Genomic DNA, 19,851 nt, shown 5'->3' on the forward strand with positions numbered 1-19,851 from the left:
CTTACCCCTACGCCGCCGCAGTCCCGGCCGACCGCAATCTCAGTTGTCGAATGGTTCGTTCTGCCAGGTCACCGATGCGAAGTGCAATGTCTTGCCGTCTTTCAGATTGGCCATCTGCTTGGCCAGGAAATCGGTCATGACCGGCCATTTATAGAAAACCCGCAGCATATTTTTCGATTCCGCCAGCCCGGGAGAAACCGTGAAGCTTGTCGAGCCGGCGCCTTGCGTCAGCACGATGTCGCGGTCCACGATCTTGAAGCCCGCCGCAGCGGCGTCGGCGAAGGTGGCATATTCGCGCAGGTCCACCAGCAGTGAAGCGTTTGACCCGGACCCGAGGCAGTTCGTGGCGACCATGATCTCCAGCCTGTCGCAGATCAGCGTCTTGATCGAGGCTTCGGTGACGTCGGCTTTCCTGATCTGGCCCGTTCGCAACTGGCGCGCGATATCGTCGGTGGCGTTGGCCATCACTTCCTGGCCGGCGAACGAGATGCAGCTTTCGAGGATGGCGAAAACGAGCAGCGCGAACGGCATGGCCAGCATCGCGAATTCCAACGCCGTGCTGCCGCGCCTGTCGCTGAAGAAGCCATGGCGGGGCTTTGCCCGTGCCTTGCCGTCCATGCCACCCTCGGATGCCGGATCCTTGCTCATGTCCCGTTCCTGCCGATCCCTTGCAATGTCGGCGGCAACATAGCGAAAACCCATTGAGGTCCGGTTTGGACGAGCGTTAAATTCGCCGGGCGACCTTTAACCCGCCATTAACGTCGCGGGCGCTTCCCGGCATCAGCCTCAGCGGGCTGCGTTCATTTCGGTTTCGGAAGTTCTCTCCGCTTCGCTCTTGAACGAGCTTTCGCAATAGGGCGTGCAGGACATGGTCTGGACGTCGGCGCGCCGGTAGATGCGCACCGAGGATGCGGCTTGGCGGACGACCGTCACCTGCTCATCGATGATCGGGCTGCCATCAGAATCGAGCACGACCAGATTGGTGACGCCGAACCCCTTGCCGGTGAGGACGACCGTCGAGGCATCTTGCACGGCGGCGTCGGCGATTGCCGGATTGCCGATGACGATCGTATCGGCGGCGCGCGACAGTTTGACGATCTTTGCCTGATTCATGGTGACCTCGATGCCGGTGCCGGCGCTGGCCGGCATGAGGAAAGCGGCAACTGCCAGCAGCGCGACGACTGGAAATGGCGATCTCGACAAGGTCATTGAAGCGCTCCGGGCGGCAGACTGTTCAACGGAAGATGAACGAAATTGGTGAACCGACGGTTAAACGCTGCATGGCTGCGATAAGGATTGGTCGCATCGAGGGTCATGAGCCAGCAGCATGCGCTGTTTTAGCAAAATCGCGGGTGGGCCGGATCTCCGCGCTTTTCCTGCCCGCCATGCCGCCTTTCGATATTTAGGCCACGGTTAACCAAGCAACGGGTTCGCCGCCGGAAAGGAATCGGTAAGGGTATTTATTAAGCCGATTGAAAGGGCTTCTCCCTAGATTTGCGGCATCCGATCAACCGCCAAACAGAAGTTGACGGAAGTGCTGTAACACGTGGAGTAGGAGCTCTCGAATGTCTAACCTCATCGCACGTTTCGTGAAGGACGAATCCGGCGCGACCGCCATCGAATACGGCCTGATCGCCGCTCTCATCGCGCTCGCCATCATGGTTGGCGCCGGCCAGCTCGGCACCGCCCTGAACGAGAAGTTCACGGCGATTGCCAGTGCGGTCAAAAACTCCAACTAGTAACAAACCGAGTGACGACGAAGTCGCTCTCGACGGGAAGGGCCGCCTCAAGGCGGCCCTTGTTCGTTGCCGCATCTGGTTGCGCGCGATTTTGATCGCTCGGCACTGACTGACCGTTAATGGGCGTGTTATTTTTGGCATTGTGTTGTCCCATGCTTGAAGCCGTGATCTTCGTTGTCTTTCCTTTCTGCATGCTGTTCGCGGCGATCTCTGACATGCTTTCGATGACGATCGCCAACCGGGTGCCGGTGCTGCTCCTGGCGACGTTTGCCCTGGTAGCTCCCTTGACCGGGATGGACTGGGCAACCTATGGCTGGCACTTCGCGGCTGGTGCCCTGGTGCTGGCGGTGACCTTCGGCCTGTTCGCGCTCGGCGGCATGGGCGGCGGCGATGCCAAGCTCCTGGCGGCGACCGCGGTATGGATGGGGCTCAACATCAATCTCATCGGCTATCTGGTAACCTCGACATTGATCGGTGGCCTGCTGACGATTGCCATTCTGGCCTACCGGAAATCGCCATTCGCGGTCTATACCGGCCATAACCGCTTTCTGCGCCATTTCGCCGACGAGAGCGTGGGCATTCCTTACGGCGTCGCGCTTGGGCTCGGCGGGCTTATCACCTTTCCGGATTCGCCGCTGATGGTCTGGGCGCTGGACAGGCTCACCACCTAGCTGTTTCGCAAGAGAGTTTCTCGAGGCGGCCTGGCCGCCTTTTTCGTTAACGACAAGCGGGTCCATCCAATTTAAGTAAACCTTAAATTAATCACGATCGTAAGCATTACATTAACCTTGTTTTGACGATTGCAGCTGCAAAGTCCGGCCTGGCGAGGTTGTTTGCCTTGAGGGCGAAGGGTTCGGACGAATGCCAGCATCCCGATTGATCATTCTGGGCGTGGCGGTGGCCGCAGCGGGCGGCGCAGGCTATGTCGCAAAGAACATGGTCGTGGCGCCAGCGCCTCGGGTCGTCGTCGACGCCAAGTCGCCGGCGATAGCGCTGCAGGACGTCTTGGTGCTTTCCGGCGATGTCGCGATGGGCAACCAGCTCGGTGACAGCATCAGCTGGGAGCAGTGGCCGGCCAGCGGCGTCAACGCCAATTTCATCACTCGTGCTGCCGAACCGGACGCGGTCGAAAAGCTCAAGGGCTCTGTGGCCCGTGTGGCCATGTATACCGGCGAGCCGTTGCGGCGCTCCAAGCTGGTCGGCGAGGGGCAGAGCTTCATGTCGTCGATCCTGCCGTCCGGCATGCGCGCGGTCGCGACCGCCATATCGGCCGACACATCGGCAGGCGGCTTTATCCTGCCCAATGATTTCGTCGACGTCATCATGACCCGGCGCGCCGACGCCGGTAACGGCGGCAGCGGCTTCAGCACCGAGACCATCCTCAAGAACATCCGTGTCCTGGCCATCGACCAGACCATCCAGGAGGACGAGGAAGGCAAGAAGACCAGGGTCGGCCAGACCGCGACGCTGGAGCTGACGCCGCAGCAAGCGGAGATCATCACCGTGGCGCAGCAGATGGCGGACCGTCTGACCCTGGCGCTGCGTTCGATCACCGACACGAATGAGAAGAATCTGGGCGAGGCCGATTATCTGGTGAACGGCAATGGCCGGCGCGGCACGGTGCGATTGATCAAGTCGGGCGAAGTTTCCGAAGTGGGAGCAAGGAAATGAGGCTAAATGGTAAACTGCCGGGCATCGCGGCGGCAATCGGCCTTTTCCTGCTCGGCACCAATGCGCCCGGCGTCGTCGAGGCCAAGGCCGCGAACAGGGCGGCGGGTGTGACGGCCTCGGTCGCCTCGCAGCGCGTCAAGCTCGGTCTCAACAAGTCGGTGGTCATCGATCTGCCGAGCGACGCCTACGACATCCTCGTCGCCAATCCGGCGGTCGCCGACGCGGTGACGCGCACGGCGCGCCGCATCTATCTGTTCGGCAAGGCGGTCGGCGAGACCAACATCTTCGTCTTCGGTCCCAACGGCGAGCAGATTGCCAGCCTCGACCTGGCGGTCGAACGCGACGTCGCCGGACTGGAAGACTATCTCAAGCGCTTCCTCCCGACGTCGCAGATCAAGGTCGAGCTGCTGAACGACAACGTGATTCTCACCGGCGATGTGGACACTCCGCTCGACGCCAAGCGCGCGGTCGACCTGGCGACCATCTTCGTCACGGGCGGTGAAGCGACGACCGGCCAATATTCCCAGACAGCCGCCGGCGGCTCGGCCAATGGCGGCGTCGACATCAACAATCCCGACCAGGAGCGCCGGGTCTCCAAGATCGTCAATCTGTTGCAGATCATCGGCGACGATCAGGTGACGCTGAAGGTGACGGTGGCGGAAGTCAGCCGCTCGGTGATGAAGCAGCTCGGCGTCAACATGATCGGCAACGGCGGCAGCAACGGCATTTCCTGGGGCGCGCTCAGCGACAATTTCACCGGCCTCGGCAAGCAGCTGTCCAATTCGGGCTTCAATGTCGGGACGTCGTCGATCCAAGCCTACATCAATGCCATGGAATCGGCCGGCGTCATGAAGACGCTGGCTGAGCCGACGCTCACTGCGGTGTCCGGCGAGAAGGCGACCTTCAAGGTCGGCGGCGAATACAACATGGTGAACAGCGTTTCCGCCAACGTCTCGACTGACAACCAGACAGGGCTGAAGACCTATTCGATCGAGAAGATCGAATACGGCATCGGATTGGAGTTCCAGCCGGTGGTGCTGTCACCCGGCCGGATTAGCCTGAAAGTCAGGACCTCCGTCTCCGAGCCGACAACCGAGGCATCGGTTTCGCTCTCCGAGGGCGTCACGAGTCCCGGCATGAACGCCTTGTCGCTGCGCAAGCGCCTGGCCGATACGACGGTGGAGCTGCCTTCCGGTGGTTCGATGATGATCGCAGGCCTCGTGCGCGACGACGTCAGGCAGGCTGTCAACGGATTGCCCGGGCTGACCAAGATCCCCGTGCTCGGCGCGCTCTTCCGCAGCCGCGACTTCGTGCGCAACGAGAGCGAGCTCGTCATCATCATCACGCCCTATCTGGCGCGGCCGGTGGCGCGCAACGAATTGGCCAAGCCCGACGACAATTTCAACGCGCCGAGCGACGGCGCAGGCATGTTCCTTGGCCGCGTCAATCGCGTCTACGGCACCATGCAGACCGACAGGCCACCCGGCCGTTATCACGGCGTCGTTGGCTTCATCTACAAGTGAGCGGGGAAGCGGATATGTCTCAGTCAGCATCAAAGGCCATGACGATCGCGGTGGCAGGATCGGGCCGCGAACGTATCCGCCGGGCTGTCGCTCCCGCCCTGGCGATCATGCTTGCGACGTCGCTCGCCGGCTGCTCCAGCTGGCACCGCGACAGCGTTACGGTTGGCGCCATCCCGGACGACTATCGCACCAATCATCCGATCGTCATCGCCGAGAAGAACCAGAAGATCGACCTTCCGGTCGGCGCCGGTGATCGCGGCATGACGGGCTCGCAGCGCGACACACTGCTCGGCTTCCTCGACGGTTACGACAGGAGCGCTGCGCCGGCGCTGACCATTGCGACGCCGGTCGGTTCCGCGAACCAGGCCGCCGCCCAGGCCGCCAGCCGTGACTTCGCCAGGCTTGCCATGGCGGCCGGCGTCAAGCGCGACCGGATCGTCATGACGTCTTACCAGTCCGCCGTGCCTGAAGCCTCGGCGCCGGTCCGCGTCGCCTTCGTTACCGTGAAGGCCCAGACCGACAAATGCGGGCGCTGGCCGGAAGACCTGCTGCAGACATCGGAAAACAGGCACTACGCAGATTTCGGGTGTTCATATCAGAACAACCTTGCCGCCCAGATGTCCAATCCCAACGATCTACTCGGGCCGCGCAAGCAGTCCGACATCGACGCCGAAAATCGCGGCAGGGTGATCGATGTCTATCGCGGCAGAGGCATTTCGGACGAGTTCCTCGGCAATTCGGAAGTGACTTACTGAGCCGCGCCGGATCACGGAAAGAGCATGACGATGAGCAATCTTGCCTACGACACGCCCTCGGATACCGGCGATCTCTCGCAGCAGGACGTCGCCGCCATGCAGGCGGTGCGCCCGGTGCCGCGCATCTCGATCCAGGCTTTCTGTGAGACCGAGGGCGTCGCCAACCCAATTGAGCGCGCCGGCGAGGATCGCCGTATGGCCAAGGCCCATCTGAAGGTCCATATGGGCGGCATCGCCACCGCGATCGAATTCTACCAGTCGGCGCCGACACCAAACCTGATCCTGCTGGAATCGCGCAGCGAGCCTAAACAGCTGCTGGAGCAGCTCACCCAGCTCGCGGAATATTGCGATCCGACCTCGAAGGTCGTGGTCATCGGCCATTACAACGATGTCGGCCTCTACCGGGAGCTTATCCGTTCGGGCATTTCCGAATATGTCATCGCGCCGGTCTCGATGACCGATATCGTGAGCGTCGTGTCGTCGATCTTTGTCGACCCCGAGTCCGATCCGATCGGCCGCTCCATCGCCTTCATCGGCGCCAAGGGCGGTGTCGGCTCCTCGACGATCGCCCACAACGTCGCCTGGGCGATGTCGTCATTGTTCAAGTCTGAAGTCGTCGTGGCCGATCTCGATCTCGCCTTCGGCACCGCCAACATCAACTTCGACCAGGACCCCGCGCAGGGCATCGCCGAGGCGGTGTTTTCGCCCGAGCGCGTCGACGAGGTCTATCTCGACCGGCTGCTGGCGCAGTGCGCCGAGCATTTGTCGCTGCTGGCGGCACCTTCCACGCTCGAGCGCGTTTATGATTTCGATCCGGACGCCTTCTCCCAGGTCATCGAAACGGCGCAGCGCAGCGCGCCTTTGCTAGTGCTCGATCTCCCTCATATCTGGAGCGGTTGGACCAAGAGCACGCTGATCAAGGCCGATGAGATCGTCATTACGGCCACGCCCGAACTCGCCAATCTGCGCAACACCAAGAATATGGTGGACATGCTGAAGCGGCTGCGTCCGAACGACCCGCCGCCGAAGCTCATCATCAACCAGGCGGGCGTTCCGAAACGGCCGGAGATCGCGGCATCGGATTTTTCCGAACCGCTCGGCATCACGCCCATGGCGGTGATCAATTTCGAGCCGCTGCTGTTCGGCAACGCGGCCAACAACGGCCGCATGCTTGGCGAGATGGACGCCAAGAGTCCGGTCGTCGGCATGATCAACGAAATCGCGCATGTGTTGACCGGGCGCAGCGAAATCAAGGCGAAGAAGAAGGCAGGCCTGGGCTCCATCCTCGGCAAGCTTTCACGAAACAAGAAATGACGCTCGCGCAGCGGCATCGGGTAGTCGATCATGTTTGGTAAAAGAGGCACAGACGACGGCAGCCGGGCAGCTCCCGAATTCCGTCCGCCGGCACCTCCTCCGGCCGCTCCCGCTTCGGCCGGGACGATGGCTGTCGATCGGCCGGCCGCGCCGGCGCCGAGCATGCCCGCCGCGTCGCCCGTTCGCCGTCCGGTGGAGCCGCCGCCGATGGCGCCCGAGCCGCCGAGAAGGGTCCAACGCGAGCGCAGCGAAACCTACTACGACACCAAGAGCCAGGTGTTTTCCGCGCTGATCGACACGATCGACCTGTCGCAGCTCGCCAAGCTCGATCCGGAAAGCGCGCGCGAGGAAATCCGCGACATCGTCAACGACATCATCGCGATCAAGAATTTCGTGATGTCGATCTCCGAGCAGGAAGAGCTGCTGGAGGACATCTGCAACGACGTGCTCGGCTATGGGCCGCTGGAGCCGCTGCTTGCGCGCGACGACATCGCCGACATCATGGTCAACGGGTCCAAGAACGTTTACATCGAGGTCAACGGCAAGGTCGAGCAGACCGGCATCCGCTTCCGCGACAACCAGCAGCTGCTCAACATCTGCCAGCGCATCGTCAGCCAGGTCGGCCGCCGCGTCGACGAATCGAGCCCGATCTGCGACGCGCGTCTTCCCGACGGCTCGCGCGTCAACGTGATCGCGCCGCCGCTTTCCCTTGACGGCACCGCGCTCACCATCCGCAAGTTCAAGAAGGACAAGCTGACGCTCGACCAGCTGGTCAAGTTCGGCGCCATCTCGCCGCAAGGCGCAGAGATCCTCAAGATCATCGGCCGCGTCCGCTGCAATGTCGTCATCTCGGGCGGTACCGGCTCGGGCAAGACGACGCTGCTCAACTGCCTGACCAACTACATCGATCGCGAGGAACGGGTCATCACCTGCGAGGACTCGGCCGAGCTGCAGCTGCAGCAGCCGCATGTGGTGCGTCTCGAAACCAGGCCGCCCAACCTCGAAGGCGAGGGCGAGGTGACCATGCGCGACCTCGTCAAGAACTGCCTGCGCATGCGGCCCGAACGGATCATCGTCGGCGAGGTGCGCGGGCCGGAAGTGTTCGACCTTCTCCAGGCGATGAACACCGGCCATGACGGTTCGATGGGAACGATCCACTCCAACAGCCCGCGCGAATGCCTGAACCGTATTGAATCGATGATAGCCATGGGCGGCTACTCGCTGCCGCAGAGAACGGTGCGCGAGATCGTCGTCGGCTCGGTCGATGTGATCATCCAGGCGGCTCGCCTGCGCGACGGCTCGCGCCGCATCACCCACATCACCGAGGTGATCGGCATGGAAGGCGACGTCGTCATCACCCAGGATCTCGTCCTCTACAACATCAAGGGCGAAGACGCGAACGGCCGGCTGATCGGCGAGCATGTTTCTACCGGCATCGGCCGGCCGCATTTCTGGGATCGTGCCCGCTACTACGGCGAGGAGCAGCGTCTCGCCAACGCGCTCGAGGCCATGGAGAAACGCGCTGACTGATGCATCTGGAGATGTAGGGGCCCCGGTCGATGTTCGGAATTGACACCACGGTTCTGGCTTTCGTCGTGCTTGCCGGCCTCAGCGCCGGCGCGGTGGCCTATGCTTTCCTGTTCACGCGCATCGACATTGAAAAGCAGGCCGGCAAGCGGCTTGAAACAATCAAGACGGCCGAAACCGACCGGTCGGTGGTGAAGGCTACGCGCGACCGCGCCGCGGAAGCGGTCAGGCGGCGTAAAACCGTCCAGGACACGCTCAAGCAGCTCGATGAGAAGCAGAAAGCCAGCGACCGCAACATCAAGAAGCCGCCGCTGAGGGCCCAGATCCGCCAGGCCGGCATGACTGTCTCCATCGAGCGCTTCTACATCTACTCGGCGATCTGCGGCGTCGTGCTTACGGTCCTCGCCTATCTCGCCGGCGCGCCGTTGCTGGCACTGCCTGGCGCTCTCTTGGCCGGGGCATTGGGCCTGCCGCGCTGGTTCGTGTCGTTTCGCCGCACGCGCCGGGTGAAGGCTTTCCTCGAGGAATTCCCGAATGCCCTCGACATCATCGTGCGCGCGGTCAAGTCCGGCCTGCCGTTGAACGATGCGATCCGCCTGATCGCCAACGAATCTCCCGAGCCGGTCCGCGCCGAGTTCCGCCGCATCGTCGATTCCCAGCAGATGGGCCTGTCGATCCCCGATGCGACGCTGCGCATGTCCGAGACCATGCCATGCACCGAGGCCGGCTTCTTCGGCATCGTCATCCAGATCCAGTCGCAGGCCGGTGGCAATCTCTCCGAGGCGCTTGGCAACCTTTCGCGCGTGCTGCGCGACCGCAAGAAGATGAAAGCCAAGGTGCAGGCGCTGTCGATGGAAGCCAAGGCATCCGCCGTCATCATCGGCGCCTTGCCGTTCGTCGTCGCCTTTCTCGTCTATCTGACGAGTCCGAACTACATCATGCCGCTGTTCACGACCAGCGTCGGCAACCTGATCCTCGGTTGTTCCGGCGTCTGGATGTCGATCGGCATCCTGGTGATGCGCAAGATGATGAATTTCGAAGTGTAGGGACGCGGACCCAATGACAGACCAGGTCGTCAAGACGCTAACCGATCCTTCCTTCCTTATCGCGCTCCTGGTCGGCATCGCGGTTTTTGCGACCGTCTTCACGCTCCTGCCGGCGCTTGGCGGCGATCAGCTCAAGGCGCGTATGAAAAGCGTGGCGCTCGAGCGCGACGAGCTGCGCTCAAAGCAGCGAGCGCGCCTAGCCAGCGAAGCCGACCGCCGCCGCAAGGGCCTGCGCGAGGAGCAGTCGATCGGCATGCGCAACATCGTCGAACGGCTCGACCTCAAGCGCGCGCTTGCCGACGAAGGCACGCTGCAGAAGCTCAAGGTGGCGGGCTTCCGCGGCCAGAATCCGCTGACGCGCTTCCTGTTCTTTCGCCTGATCCTGCCATTCATCGGATTCGCGCTCGCCGCGATCTACCTGTTCGTTCTGGGCGGCCTGCCGCAGCAGCCGGCTTTCATCAAGCTGTTCGTCTGCATTCTTGTCGCCTATGGCGGTTTCTATGCGCCGATCCTCTACGTCAACAACCGCGCGACCAAGCGCAAGCAGTCGATCCAGCTGGCATGGCCGGACGCGCTCGACCTGATGCTGATCTGCGTCGAATCCGGCATGTCGGTGGAGGCGGCGCTTCGCAAGGTCGCCGACGAGATCGGCACCCAGTCCGTGGCGCTCGCCGAGGAATTCGTGCTCACCAATGCCGAGCTCTCCTATCTGCAGGACCGCAAGGTCGCCTATGAGAACCTGGCAAGCCGCACCGGCCTGGAATCGGTGAAGTCGGTGTCCCAGGCCCTGGTTCAGGCGGAGCGCTACGGCACGCCGGTGGCGCATGCGCTGCGCGTGCTGGCGTCGGAAAGCCGCGACATGCGCATGAACGCGGCCGAGAAGAAGGCCGCAGCACTTCCGCCCAAGCTCACCGTGCCGATGATCCTGTTCTTCCTGCCGGTTCTGTTCGCCATCATTCTGGGGCCGGCCGGCATCCAGGTCAGCCAGCGCGGCATCTTCGGCGACCAGCACAATTCCAGCAGCCAGTAAGCGAGGCGGTCGAGGTCATGACAAAGGCCGCGCGGCGAGTGCCGCGCGGCTTTTGCTTGTCCGGCATAGCTTTGAATGCCGCGCAGCCGTCCGGAAATTGCGTCAAAACAAGGCTCTAGTTCGTCGCGGCCTTCGCCTTGTCCTTGTCCTGATCCTTGAGCTGGCTCCAGGCGTTTTGCTGGGCAAGCATCTGGCGCAGATAAGCGATGTTGGCCTGCGCCTGCTCCTGCGAAAGCTCCTGCGAGGCAATCTTCTCGGCCTCGTCGAAGCGGCCCTGCAGGCCGACGACCAGCGCCAGGTTCTGCCGCACGCGGCTGTCGGCGCTCGGCTGCTGCGCGGCCGAGCGCATATATGTCTCGGCTGTGCGCAGATCGCCCTCCAGCACATAGGACATGCCGAGATTGGAGAGGATCGAAGGTTCGTTCGGCTTGAGCTCCAGCGCCTTCCGGTAGTCCTGACGTGCCTCGTTCCGATGCCCCATCTGGTCGAGGATGGCGGCTTCCGCCGACACCAGGCGCCAGTCCGGATATTCCGGCGTCTGGGCGCGGCGCACGGCATCGAGCGCCTGCTCGAACTGCCCGTTGGCGGCAAGCGCCTTGCCGTAGGCGGCGAGCACGTCTCGGTCCTTGGGGTAGGCGATCGCAAGCTTGCGCATCACCGCCAGCGACTGGTCGGCGTCGCCATCCATCTGCAGTGCCGCGGCGTAATTCGTGGCGACACGTTTGTCGTTCGGGTTCCTGGCGTAGGATTCGCCAAGCCTGGCCGTGGCGCTGTGCAGTTCGTTGGCCGACATCGTTTCCAGCGGCTGGTTGTCGGATCGGGAAATGGAGCCCGTCGTGAGCTTGCTGGTGCTGCCGCACCCCGCGACGCTGGCGGCCAGCACCGCCATGAATGCCGTTGCGATCAGACGTTTGCTTTTGACGTTCGGCGCTTTGATCGGCATCTGCACCTGGTCTCCATTCCTGCGCGGCCATTGTCTGACCGTCTTCCCTCTCGAAGAAATATTCTGTTAACCCTAACGGATCGTTAAAAAGCCGACTCGCTGTGCCGTCCGGAGACCGTCGAATGCCCGTCGAACTCGTTGACCAGAAACCGGAAGCTGCCTTGCCAATCTATCTGGTGGGAAAGGACGGCCTCGACGCCTCGGGCCTCCCGCCTTCGGCCATTGCCTGGGCAGGGGCCAACGGCTTTTCGGGCGAGGCGGGCCGGACACTCGTTCTGCCCGCCGACGGTGGCGCGCTCGCCGGCGCGCTGTTCGGCACCGGCGACGGCGGGAGCCAGCTTGCCGTCGGCGCCCTGGCGAGATCGCTGCCCGCGGGCGAATGGCATTTTGCCCAGGATTTGCCTGCGCCCGATCTCGCTGCGCTGGCGCTCGTCCTCGGCGGCTACGTTTTCACCCGCTACGGCAAGAAGCCCGGTAAGGCGTTGCGCTTCGTGCTGCCGTCCGGTGCCGACGAGGCGCATGTGCGCCGCATCGCCGAGGGTATTTTCCTGACGCGCGACCTCGTCAACACGCCGACCAGCGACATGGGGCCGGATGAGTTGGAGGAGGCCGTCCAGATATTGGCCGCCACGCACGGCGCCGACATCTTCGTCATCAAGGGCGACGATCTCCTGGCGCGGAATTTCCCGATGATCCATGCCGTCGGCCGCGCCTCGGCCGACGCGCCGCGGCTGATCGACATGACATGGGGACCGGGCGACGCGCCGAAGGTGACGCTGGTCGGCAAGGGTGTCTGCTTCGACACCGGCGGTCTCGACGTCAAGCCGTCGTCGGGCATGCTGTTGATGAAGAAGGACATGGGCGGCGCCGCCAACGTGCTGGGTCTCGCCTCCATCATCATGGCGGCGCAACTGAATGTGCGATTGCGGGTGCTGATCCCCGCGGTCGAGAATTCGATCGCCGGCAACGCCTTCCGGCCAGGCGACGTTCTGAGAAGCCGCAAGGGCATCACGGTCGAGATCGGCAACACCGACGCCGAAGGCCGGCTGGTTCTGGCCGACGCGCTGGCGCTTGCCGACGAGGAAAGGCCGGCCCTGCTGTTCGACATGGCGACGCTGACCGGAGCCGCCCGTGTCGCGCTCGGCCCCGATCTGTCGCCCTTCTACACCGGCGACGAGGCTCTGGCGGCCGATCTGGCCGCGGCTTCGCTCGCTGTCGAGGATCCGCTGTGGCGCATGCCGCTGTGGCGTCCCTATGACGCGAAGCTTTCATCGAAGATCGCCGACATCAACAACGTCACGACGGACGGCTTTGCCGGATCGATCACCGCGGCTCTGTTCCTTAAGCGTTTCGTCGAGAAGACGCCCGGCTGGGCACATTTCGACATTTTTGCCTGGAACCCGAGTGATCGTCCGTACGGACTGACCGGCGGCGAGGCGCAAGGCATTCGCGCGCTGGAGCGGATCATCGCGAAACGGTTCGGATAGAGCGATTCCAGGAAAAGCGATTCCAGGAAAAGTGCGCAGCGGTTTTCCGCCTGGAATTGCGTGAAACGAACACTCGTCGGAAAGCCGGCAAAACGCCGGGGACTGAAACGGAAGCGAAACAATTTGCCGTCATGCTGTGCGGATGTCGATCTCGATGCGCCCGAGCCAGGCCTTGCGACTGTGGCAGCAGGTGTTGCTGTCGCAGGTGCGCGACGGCGAGCCCGATCTCACCATGCGCCAGACGGCAATCCTGCTCACCATCTACCTCGATCCGCCGCCGCATACGGTACGCGGGTTGGCCGCCAGGCTCAACGTCACCAAGCCGGTCATCACCAGGGCGCTCGACACGATGGGGGCGCTGAAGCTGGTCTCGCGCCACCGCGACGAGTTAGACAAGCGCAATGTGCTGATCCGGCGCACGGTGGAAGGCGCGCTCTTTGTCGAGCGCTTCGGCGATGGTATCGTTGCCAGGGCGCATGAATTGCCAATCTAGAGCATGATCCCAAAAAGTGGGAACCGGTTTTCGGACAAGATCATGCTCAATCAAGCTGAGTTACCGATTTGACCGCCAGGGATGCCCGCCTTCACGCCTTTCGTTCCGACCTCGCCGATGCCAGGCTGAAAGGCGAGGTCGCTGCCGAGCGCTTCGTCGCCGGCCGCCCGGCGCGGATCGCGGCTTCCGTCGCCGACCTGCGCAAGGCGCCGCGCCCCGACGCCGGCGTGAACACACAGGCCCTGTTCGGCGACGAGGTGCTGGTCTTCGAGGAAGCGGAAGGCTGGGCCTGGGTGCAGGCCGAACGCGACGGTTATGTCGGCTATGTCGCCGACAAAGTGCTCGGCGCACGTGAGCACGCGCCCACTCAAATCGTCTCCGTGCCACGCACCTTCCTCTATCCGGGACCGGATTTGCGCTTCCCGATAGACGGACAATTGTCGATGGGCTCGACGGTGACGGTGACGGGCTCCGCCGAAACGCGCGGCACGCATTACGCGTTGCTGCCCTCCGGCCAGGCGATCATCGCCCGTCATCTGCGGCCGATCGCCGAGGTTGCCGGCGACTATGTCACGGTCGCGGAGAGCTTCCTCGGCACGCCCTATCTCTGGGGTGGCGTCTCCGGCTTCGGCATCGACTGCTCAGGTCTCGTGCAGCTTTCGATGCGCATGACGGGCAAGGAGGTGCTGCGCGACTCCGACATGCAGGCGGCATCGATCGGCACGCCGCTCGAGCCAGGCCCCGGCTTTTCCCGGCTCCAGCGTGGCGATCTCGTCTTCTGGAAAGGCCATGTCGCGATCATGACCGACGCGAAAGACATGATCCATGCCAACGGCCACACGATGCTGGTCTCGCGCGAAGGGCTGAAGGAGGCCGTCGAGCGCATCGGCTATCTCTATGGCGGCCCGACGGGGTTCAGGAGGCCGTGATCTTTCCTTCTCCCCGTTCACGGGGAGAAGGTGCCCGAAGGGCGGATGAGGGGCGGCGCGAACCTCCGACAGTTGGCGCTGCCCCTCACCTGCCTGCCGGCATCCTCTCCCCGTAAACGGGGCGAGGGGGCGCTCTCCTCGAAGATTTCGCCAATCTCGCATGGTGCAGAAGGGTGCCGCGATCCCCTTTTGTTCCGATTTTTCTTGGCGATCGCACGCGCTCGCGCTACCTCTTGCGCGTGACAGAGCAGCCGCGCCTTGCCGAACAGAATGCCGCCGTCCTGCTGCCCGAGCCATTCGTCAAATGGTTCGGTGAAAAAGGCTGGTCGCCGCGTGTCCATCAGCTTGAGTTGCTGGCGAAGGCGCAAGCCCGACAATCGGTGCTGCTGATCGCGCCGACCGGCGCCGGCAAGACGCTGGCCGGCTTTCTGCCGTCGCTCACCGAGCTTGCCAACCGCCCCAAACGAAAGCCGGGCGAAGCGCATCGCGGCATCCACACGCTCTACATCTCGCCGCTCAAGGCGCTGGCCGTCGACATCGAGCGCAACCTCGGCAAGCCGGTGGAGGAGATCGGCCTGCCGGTCACCATCGAGACCCGCACCGGCGACACCCCCTCGCACAAGCGCCAGCGGCAGAAGCTGGTGCCGCCCGACATTCTGCTCACCACGCCCGAGCAGCTCGCCCTGCTGATCGCCTCGAATGACGCCAGGCGCTTCTTCGAGGACCTGCGCTATGTCGTGCTCGACGAACTGCATTCGCTCGTCACCTCGAAGCGCGGGCACCTGCTGGCGCTCGGCCTGGCGCGGCTGCGCGCCTTTGTCCCCCAACTGCAAACCATAGGCCTGTCGGCAACCGTCGCCGAGCCGGACGAGTTGCGGCGCTGGCTGGTCGCGCAGAACCCGCCCAAGAACTCGAAGAACACCGAGATGGCCGGGCTGATTACCGTCGCCGGCGGCGCCAAGCCTGACATCTCCATCCTCGACTCGCGCGAGCGCGTGCCGTGGTCCGGCCATTCGGCCCGCTATGCCATCCCCGAAATCTACGAGGCGATAAAGCAGCACCGAACGACGCTTCTCTTCGTCAACACCCGGAGCCAGGCGGAGCTGCTGTTCCAGGAGCTGTGGCGGGCGAACGAAGACTCGCTCCCCATAGCGCTGCATCACGGCTCGCTCGACGTCGGCCAGCGCCGCCGCGTCGAGAAGGCGATGGCCGACAATGCGCTGCGTGCTATCGTCGCCACCTCCACGTTGGATCTCGGCATCGACTGGGGCGACGTCGATCTGGTCGTGCATGTCGGCGCGCCGAAAGGCGCCAGCCGTCTGGCCCAGCGCATCGGCCGCGCCAACCACCGCATGGACGAACCGTCGAAAGCGATCCTGATCCCGGCCAATCGCTTCGAGGTGCTGGAATGCCGGGCGGCGCTCGACGCCAACTATCTCGGCGCGCAGGACACGCCGCCGCTGATCAAGGGCGCGCTGGATGTGCTGGCGCAGCATGTGCTGGGCGTCGCCTGCGGCGGACCGTTCGATGCCGACCTGCTGTTCGAGGAGGTGCGCGGCGCGGCCCCTTATGCCGCGTTGGAGCGCGAGACCTTCGACCGCGTCATCGATTTCGTCGCCACCGGCGGTTATGCGCTGAAGAACTATGAGCGCTATGCCCGCATCCGCCAGACCAAAGAGGGGCTGTGGCGCATCGCGCATCCCCGCGTCGCGCAGCAGTACCGGCTGAATGTCGGCACCATCGTCGAGATGCCTGAACTCAATATCCGCTATGTCCGACAGGGGCGAGGCATGGCCGGGCGCGGTGGGCCGGTGCTCGGCAAGATCGAGGAATACTTCGCCGAGCAGTTGCGGCCCGGCGACAACTTCCTGTTCGCCGGCAAGGTGCTGCGCTTCGAAGGCATTCGCGAGAACGAATGCGTCGTCTCCAACGGGGCCGGCGCCAACATCATCGTGCCCTCCTATGCGGGCGGCAAGTTCCCGCTCTCGACCTATCTTGCCGAGCAGGTGCGCGGCATGCTGGCCGACAGCGACCGATGGAAAACCTTGCCGGAGCAGGTCGCCGACTGGCTGCGGCTGCAGAAGGAGAAATCGGTGCTGCCGAAGCGCGGCGATCTTCTGGTCGAGACCTTTCCGCGCGGGAACCGCCACTACATGGTCGCCTATCCTTTCGAGGGCCGGCTGGCGCACCAGACGCTCGGCATGCTGCTGACGCGCCGGCTGGAGCGCGCGCATGCCAGGCCGCTCGGCTTCGTCGCCACCGACTATTCGCTCGCCGTCTGGGCGCTGGACGACATGGCGGCGCTCTTCAAGGCGAAGAAGCCGTCGCTGGCCGCACTTTTCGACGAGGACATGCTGGGCGATGATCTCGAGGCCTGGCTGAACGACAGCTGGATGCTGAAGCGCACCTTCCGCACCTGCGCGGTCATCGCCGGACTGATCGAGAAGCGCTATCCCGGACAGGAAAAGAGCGGGCGGCAGGTAACGGTCTCCGCCGATCTGATCTACGATGTGCTGCGCAGCCACGAGCCTGACCACATACTACTGCAGGCGACGCGCACCGACGCCTCGGCCGGATTGCTCGATGTCAGCAGACTTGGCGAGATGCTCTCGCGCGTGCGCGGTCGAATCATGCATAAGCATCTCGACCAGATATCGCCGCTGGCGGTGCCGGTGATGCTGGAGATCGGCAAGGAATCGGTCAATGGCGGCGCCAACGACACGCTTTTGATGGAAGCCGCCGACCTGGTCGAGGAGGCCATGGGCCGATAGAGGGCTGGAAGCAATTCCAGGAAAAGTGTGTCACGGTTTCTGTTCGGAATTGGGTAGAACAAGGAACGGAGAGGGGATGAATTTTTCGCTGGCGCGCGCAACGCTGATCGCCGAGGCCGATCTGGTCGGCATCGCCGGCGAGCGCGCGGTCTGCGACCGGCGCGGCGTGCTCTATTTCCCCGATCTGCGGCTGCTCTGCGTCTCCGACCTGCATCTCGAAAAAGGGTCTTCTTTCGCAAGGCGGGGCGCGCTGATCCCGCCCTATGATACGGGCGCCACTTTGCTTAGGCTGCAGGCGGTGATCGCCGACTATCAGCCACGCATAGTCATCAGCCTTGGCGACTCCTTCCACGACGGCGGTGGCGCCGGGCGCATGCATCTGAGCTTCCGTGAACGGCTGGAAGCGCTGATGGCCGGCCGCGACTGGTTCTGGGTCGCCGGCAACCACGATCCGGATGCCCCGGCCGACCTGCCTGGCGAGATGGTGAAGGAGCTCGCCGTCGGCTCGCTGCTCTTCCGGCACGAACCTTCGAAGCTGCTGCGGGTGGAAGGCGAGATCGCCGGCCACCTCCACCCTTGCGCGCGCATCGTCCAGCGCGGCCGTTCGGTGCGGCGGCGCTGTTTCGCGGGCGATGGCGGCCGCATGATCATGCCGGCCTTCGGTGCCTATACCGGCTCGCTCAACGTACTCGACCGCGCCTATCTGGGACTGTTCAACCGCGACACGCTGATGGCCTACATGCTGGGCGCGGAACGTGTCTTCGCCATCTCCGGCGCCATGCTCCGGCCGGGCTAGCTCAAGCGAGCCGGCCTGCAAATCCCGGCTTTCTACGCTTCCTCTCGACCTTCCGGCCCTGACGGCCCACCTCCCCCCAGCGGCGGGGCTTGCGGCCCTATCCCATCCCCTGATTCAGGGATTTGTTCGGCGGGCGAAATGTTCATATGTGACTTGCCAGGGGTCGCTCTCTGAAGCTCTTTCCTCGCCGATCCAATGGAAGCTGTTGGCGGTGATCTCGGTGAAACGCCATCGCGTTTTCAGACCGCGCGAGTCCTCACCGATCTGGACAATGTCCTTACCCTCGGCTCGCCCGATCTGGCGCGAATAATCTTGGTTGAGCGGGTCAGCCCAAATGATATGCCAGCCACCGATCCCAGGATCGAAGATGCGCAGGGTCGTGCCATACATAGTGGACGGCGCCGGGCGCCTGGGCCTGATCCAGATGTCCTGAATCGCGCGACCTTCGAGCACCCAGCCGAAATGGATTTCTCCAGGCCATTTTTGGATCGTGCCGTCATTGAGGTGATGGACCGTGTCCATTTCCCAGCTTCCGATCAGCCACCCGTAAAGGTCCATGTCTTTCGCCCGGTCGGCGGGCGGACCTTCGGACCCGAGAGCAGTGAGAAACGGAGAAATCGTCACAGGCATCGTCACAAGCCCTTCCGGCCCCCGGCAGTAAGGAAAGACCCCCGGCAATAAGGGAAGAGAAGTGTCGCACAGTCTTCCTGACAGCGGTCCTTCAGGAGCCGCTCAGTTTTCCCTCGCCGCCACCGCATGATTGGCGGAGGTCCGCCTTCGGCGCCCATACCGGCTCGCTCAACGCATCTCTGCGGTTTCCGGCTCGGTGCTGCGGCCGGGCTGAAGCCGCCCCTATCTGCCATAGTCCCCTATCTGCCATAGTCCCCTATCTGCCATAGTAGAGCGTGACCGTGTGCTTCGCCTCGGCGAAGAACAGCCAGCGCTCGACCAGCATGCCGGCAAACTGCAACAGCGCTGCAAGCACTGATGCGGCCGCTGCGAAAGGCCATGGCAAGGCGAAGGCGATCATGAGTAAGGCGGCGGGCAGGGCGAAGGCCAGCACCTGCGCAATCCGCCTCAGCTTGGCGCTGTGCTTGCGCGCAATGCGGAAGCCCATTTCCTTGAGCAGATAGTTTTCTTCCGTATGCGGCCATTCGATCGACCGCACGGTGCCACCGGCCAGACCGGTCGCGGTGTTCGCGGTTGTCGTGATCTCCAGCCGGTCGTTGTAGCGCCAGGTCGCAAGCTTCCAGCCCCAGCCGAGCAAGGTGAGGAGCAGCGCGACAATCAGGACGCCTTTGGAACCTATGCCGAAGACCTGCAGCAGCACATTGAAAAGCACGCTGCCCGTCATTGCCGCGAAGATCAGATAAGCCGGCAAAGTATAGCGGCTGTGCCATTGGGCGATCGGCTTCAGCGAGGCATAGATCATGCCTGTCGTGCAGACGGTGGCGACCGCGCCGGCCGCCGCCAGCAGCCCGGCGACCGCCACCCAGCCGCCACTGCCGCCAAGCAGCACCCAGCCGATGCCGAACAGCCCGGCTGGAATGAAGGTGGCGACCGATGCCACGCCTTCGCGCGACAGCCAGGAACTGCTCCATTGCGAGAAGGCCCGCCAGGCCCGCTCCGGCCGGCCGAGATGGCCGGTGGAGGAGAGCAGGCCGGCGCCGATCAGTCCGAGCGCAAGCGCCATGCCGACAAGGCCGAACCAGATCTCTGGCTGGACAAAGCCCAAGCCGCCAAGCACACCGAGCAACGCCAGCAGGCCGTAGCCGGCGCCGGTGGCGGTGGTGAAGAAGACGACGGAGAAGGCGGGATGCATGGCTG

Annotated in this window: 19 protein-coding genes; 14 read left to right on the plus strand and 5 right to left on the minus strand. The window is 63.6% G+C overall.

The genetic code is table 11. From position 1 onward, the window contains the following. Positions 1-39: 39 nt before the first annotated feature. Positions 40-648 (minus strand): TadE/TadG family type IV pilus assembly protein, encoded by a 609-nt coding sequence (locus tag EH240_RS03565; RefSeq protein WP_124996044.1) that lies wholly within the window; start codon positions 646-648, stop codon positions 40-42. Between the two features lie 138 nt (positions 649-786). Then, positions 787-1,209 carry a pilus assembly protein N-terminal domain-containing protein gene (locus EH240_RS03570; RefSeq protein WP_124996045.1) on the minus strand — a complete coding sequence of 141 codons (423 nt, stop codon included), beginning with the start codon at positions 1,207-1,209 and terminating at the stop codon, positions 787-789. A gap of 356 nt (positions 1,210-1,565) precedes the next feature. Between EH240_RS03570 and EH240_RS03575 the strand changes: the two genes are divergently transcribed. The 9 genes from EH240_RS03575 (at position 1,566) to EH240_RS03615 (ending at position 10,605) form a co-directional block, all read left to right on the plus strand. Further along, positions 1,566-1,739: a Flp family type IVb pilin gene (locus tag EH240_RS03575; RefSeq protein WP_124996046.1), complete on the plus strand. Its 174-nt coding sequence runs from the start codon at positions 1,566-1,568 to the stop codon at positions 1,737-1,739. 152 nt (positions 1,740-1,891) lie between these two features. Continuing rightward, positions 1,892-2,410 (plus strand): A24 family peptidase, encoded by a 519-nt coding sequence (locus tag EH240_RS03580; RefSeq protein ID WP_124996047.1) that lies wholly within the window; start codon positions 1,892-1,894, stop codon positions 2,408-2,410. A 190-nt stretch (positions 2,411-2,600) separates the two neighbouring features. Further along, complete coding sequence (gene cpaB, locus EH240_RS03585; protein ID WP_124996048.1) at positions 2,601-3,410, plus strand: Flp pilus assembly protein CpaB; 810 nt, start codon at positions 2,601-2,603, stop codon at positions 3,408-3,410. Next, positions 3,407-4,933, plus strand: coding sequence for a type II and III secretion system protein family protein (locus EH240_RS03590; RefSeq protein WP_124996049.1), 1,527 nt, complete (start codon positions 3,407-3,409; stop codon positions 4,931-4,933). Before cpaB ends, EH240_RS03590 begins: the two co-directional genes overlap by 4 nt. 14 nt (positions 4,934-4,947) lie before the next feature. Then, positions 4,948-5,688, plus strand: a complete 741-nt coding sequence (locus tag EH240_RS03595) for a CpaD family pilus assembly protein (protein ID WP_124996050.1) — start codon at positions 4,948-4,950, stop codon at positions 5,686-5,688. A 30-nt stretch (positions 5,689-5,718) separates the two neighbouring features. Beyond that, on the plus strand, positions 5,719-7,002 hold the full coding sequence (locus EH240_RS03600; protein WP_206075220.1) for a CpaE/TadZ family protein: 1,284 nt from the start codon (positions 5,719-5,721) through the stop codon (positions 7,000-7,002). 30 nt (positions 7,003-7,032) lie between these two features. Beyond that, positions 7,033-8,532, plus strand: a complete 1,500-nt coding sequence (locus tag EH240_RS03605; RefSeq protein WP_124996052.1) for a TadA family conjugal transfer-associated ATPase — start codon at positions 7,033-7,035, stop codon at positions 8,530-8,532. Positions 8,533-8,561: 29 nt separating this feature from the next. Then, a complete protein-coding gene (locus EH240_RS03610) occupies positions 8,562-9,575 on the plus strand; it encodes a type II secretion system F family protein (RefSeq protein WP_124996053.1) in 1,014 nt (337 codons plus the stop codon). Positions 9,576-9,588: 13 nt separating this feature from the next. Further along, complete coding sequence (locus EH240_RS03615; RefSeq protein ID WP_124996054.1) at positions 9,589-10,605, plus strand: type II secretion system F family protein; 1,017 nt, start codon at positions 9,589-9,591, stop codon at positions 10,603-10,605. Between the two features lie 115 nt (positions 10,606-10,720). Here EH240_RS03615 and EH240_RS03620 read toward each other — a convergent pair whose 3' ends face one another. Next, on the minus strand, positions 10,721-11,548 hold the full coding sequence (locus EH240_RS03620; protein WP_124996055.1) for a tetratricopeptide repeat protein: 828 nt from the start codon (positions 11,546-11,548) through the stop codon (positions 10,721-10,723). A gap of 122 nt (positions 11,549-11,670) precedes the next feature. Here EH240_RS03620 and EH240_RS03625 point away from each other — a divergent pair, with 122 nt between their 5' ends. From EH240_RS03625 to pdeM, 5 genes are all read left to right on the plus strand, one after another. Then, positions 11,671-13,035, plus strand: coding sequence for a leucyl aminopeptidase family protein (locus EH240_RS03625; RefSeq protein WP_124996056.1), 1,365 nt, complete (start codon positions 11,671-11,673; stop codon positions 13,033-13,035). Positions 13,036-13,177: 142 nt separating this feature from the next. Continuing rightward, complete coding sequence (locus tag EH240_RS03630) at positions 13,178-13,528, plus strand: MarR family winged helix-turn-helix transcriptional regulator (protein WP_124996057.1); 351 nt, start codon at positions 13,178-13,180, stop codon at positions 13,526-13,528. A 68-nt stretch (positions 13,529-13,596) separates the two neighbouring features. Next, positions 13,597-14,457, plus strand: a complete 861-nt coding sequence (locus tag EH240_RS03635; RefSeq protein WP_124996058.1) for a C40 family peptidase — start codon at positions 13,597-13,599, stop codon at positions 14,455-14,457. 239 nt (positions 14,458-14,696) lie between these two features. Beyond that, positions 14,697-17,228 carry a ligase-associated DNA damage response DEXH box helicase gene (locus EH240_RS03640; protein ID WP_124996203.1) on the plus strand — a complete coding sequence of 844 codons (2,532 nt, stop codon included), beginning with the start codon at positions 14,697-14,699 and terminating at the stop codon, positions 17,226-17,228. A gap of 76 nt (positions 17,229-17,304) precedes the next feature. Further along, positions 17,305-18,024: a ligase-associated DNA damage response endonuclease PdeM gene (gene pdeM / locus EH240_RS03645; protein ID WP_124996059.1), complete on the plus strand. Its 720-nt coding sequence runs from the start codon at positions 17,305-17,307 to the stop codon at positions 18,022-18,024. 114 nt (positions 18,025-18,138) lie between these two features. Here the strand turns inward: pdeM and EH240_RS03650 are convergent, their stop codons facing one another. Both EH240_RS03650 and EH240_RS03655 read right to left on the minus strand, forming a co-directional pair. Continuing rightward, complete coding sequence (locus EH240_RS03650; RefSeq protein ID WP_124996204.1) at positions 18,139-18,654, minus strand: hypothetical protein; 516 nt, start codon at positions 18,652-18,654, stop codon at positions 18,139-18,141. A gap of 256 nt (positions 18,655-18,910) precedes the next feature. Next, on the minus strand, positions 18,911-19,846 hold the full coding sequence (locus tag EH240_RS03655) for a dimethyl sulfoxide reductase anchor subunit family protein (RefSeq protein ID WP_124996060.1): 936 nt from the start codon (positions 19,844-19,846) through the stop codon (positions 18,911-18,913). Positions 19,847-19,851: the final 5 nt, after the last annotated feature.

The sequence above is a fragment of the Mesorhizobium tamadayense genome (assembly GCF_003863365.1).
Classification (GTDB): Bacteria; Pseudomonadota; Alphaproteobacteria; order Rhizobiales; family Rhizobiaceae; genus Mesorhizobium; species Mesorhizobium tamadayense.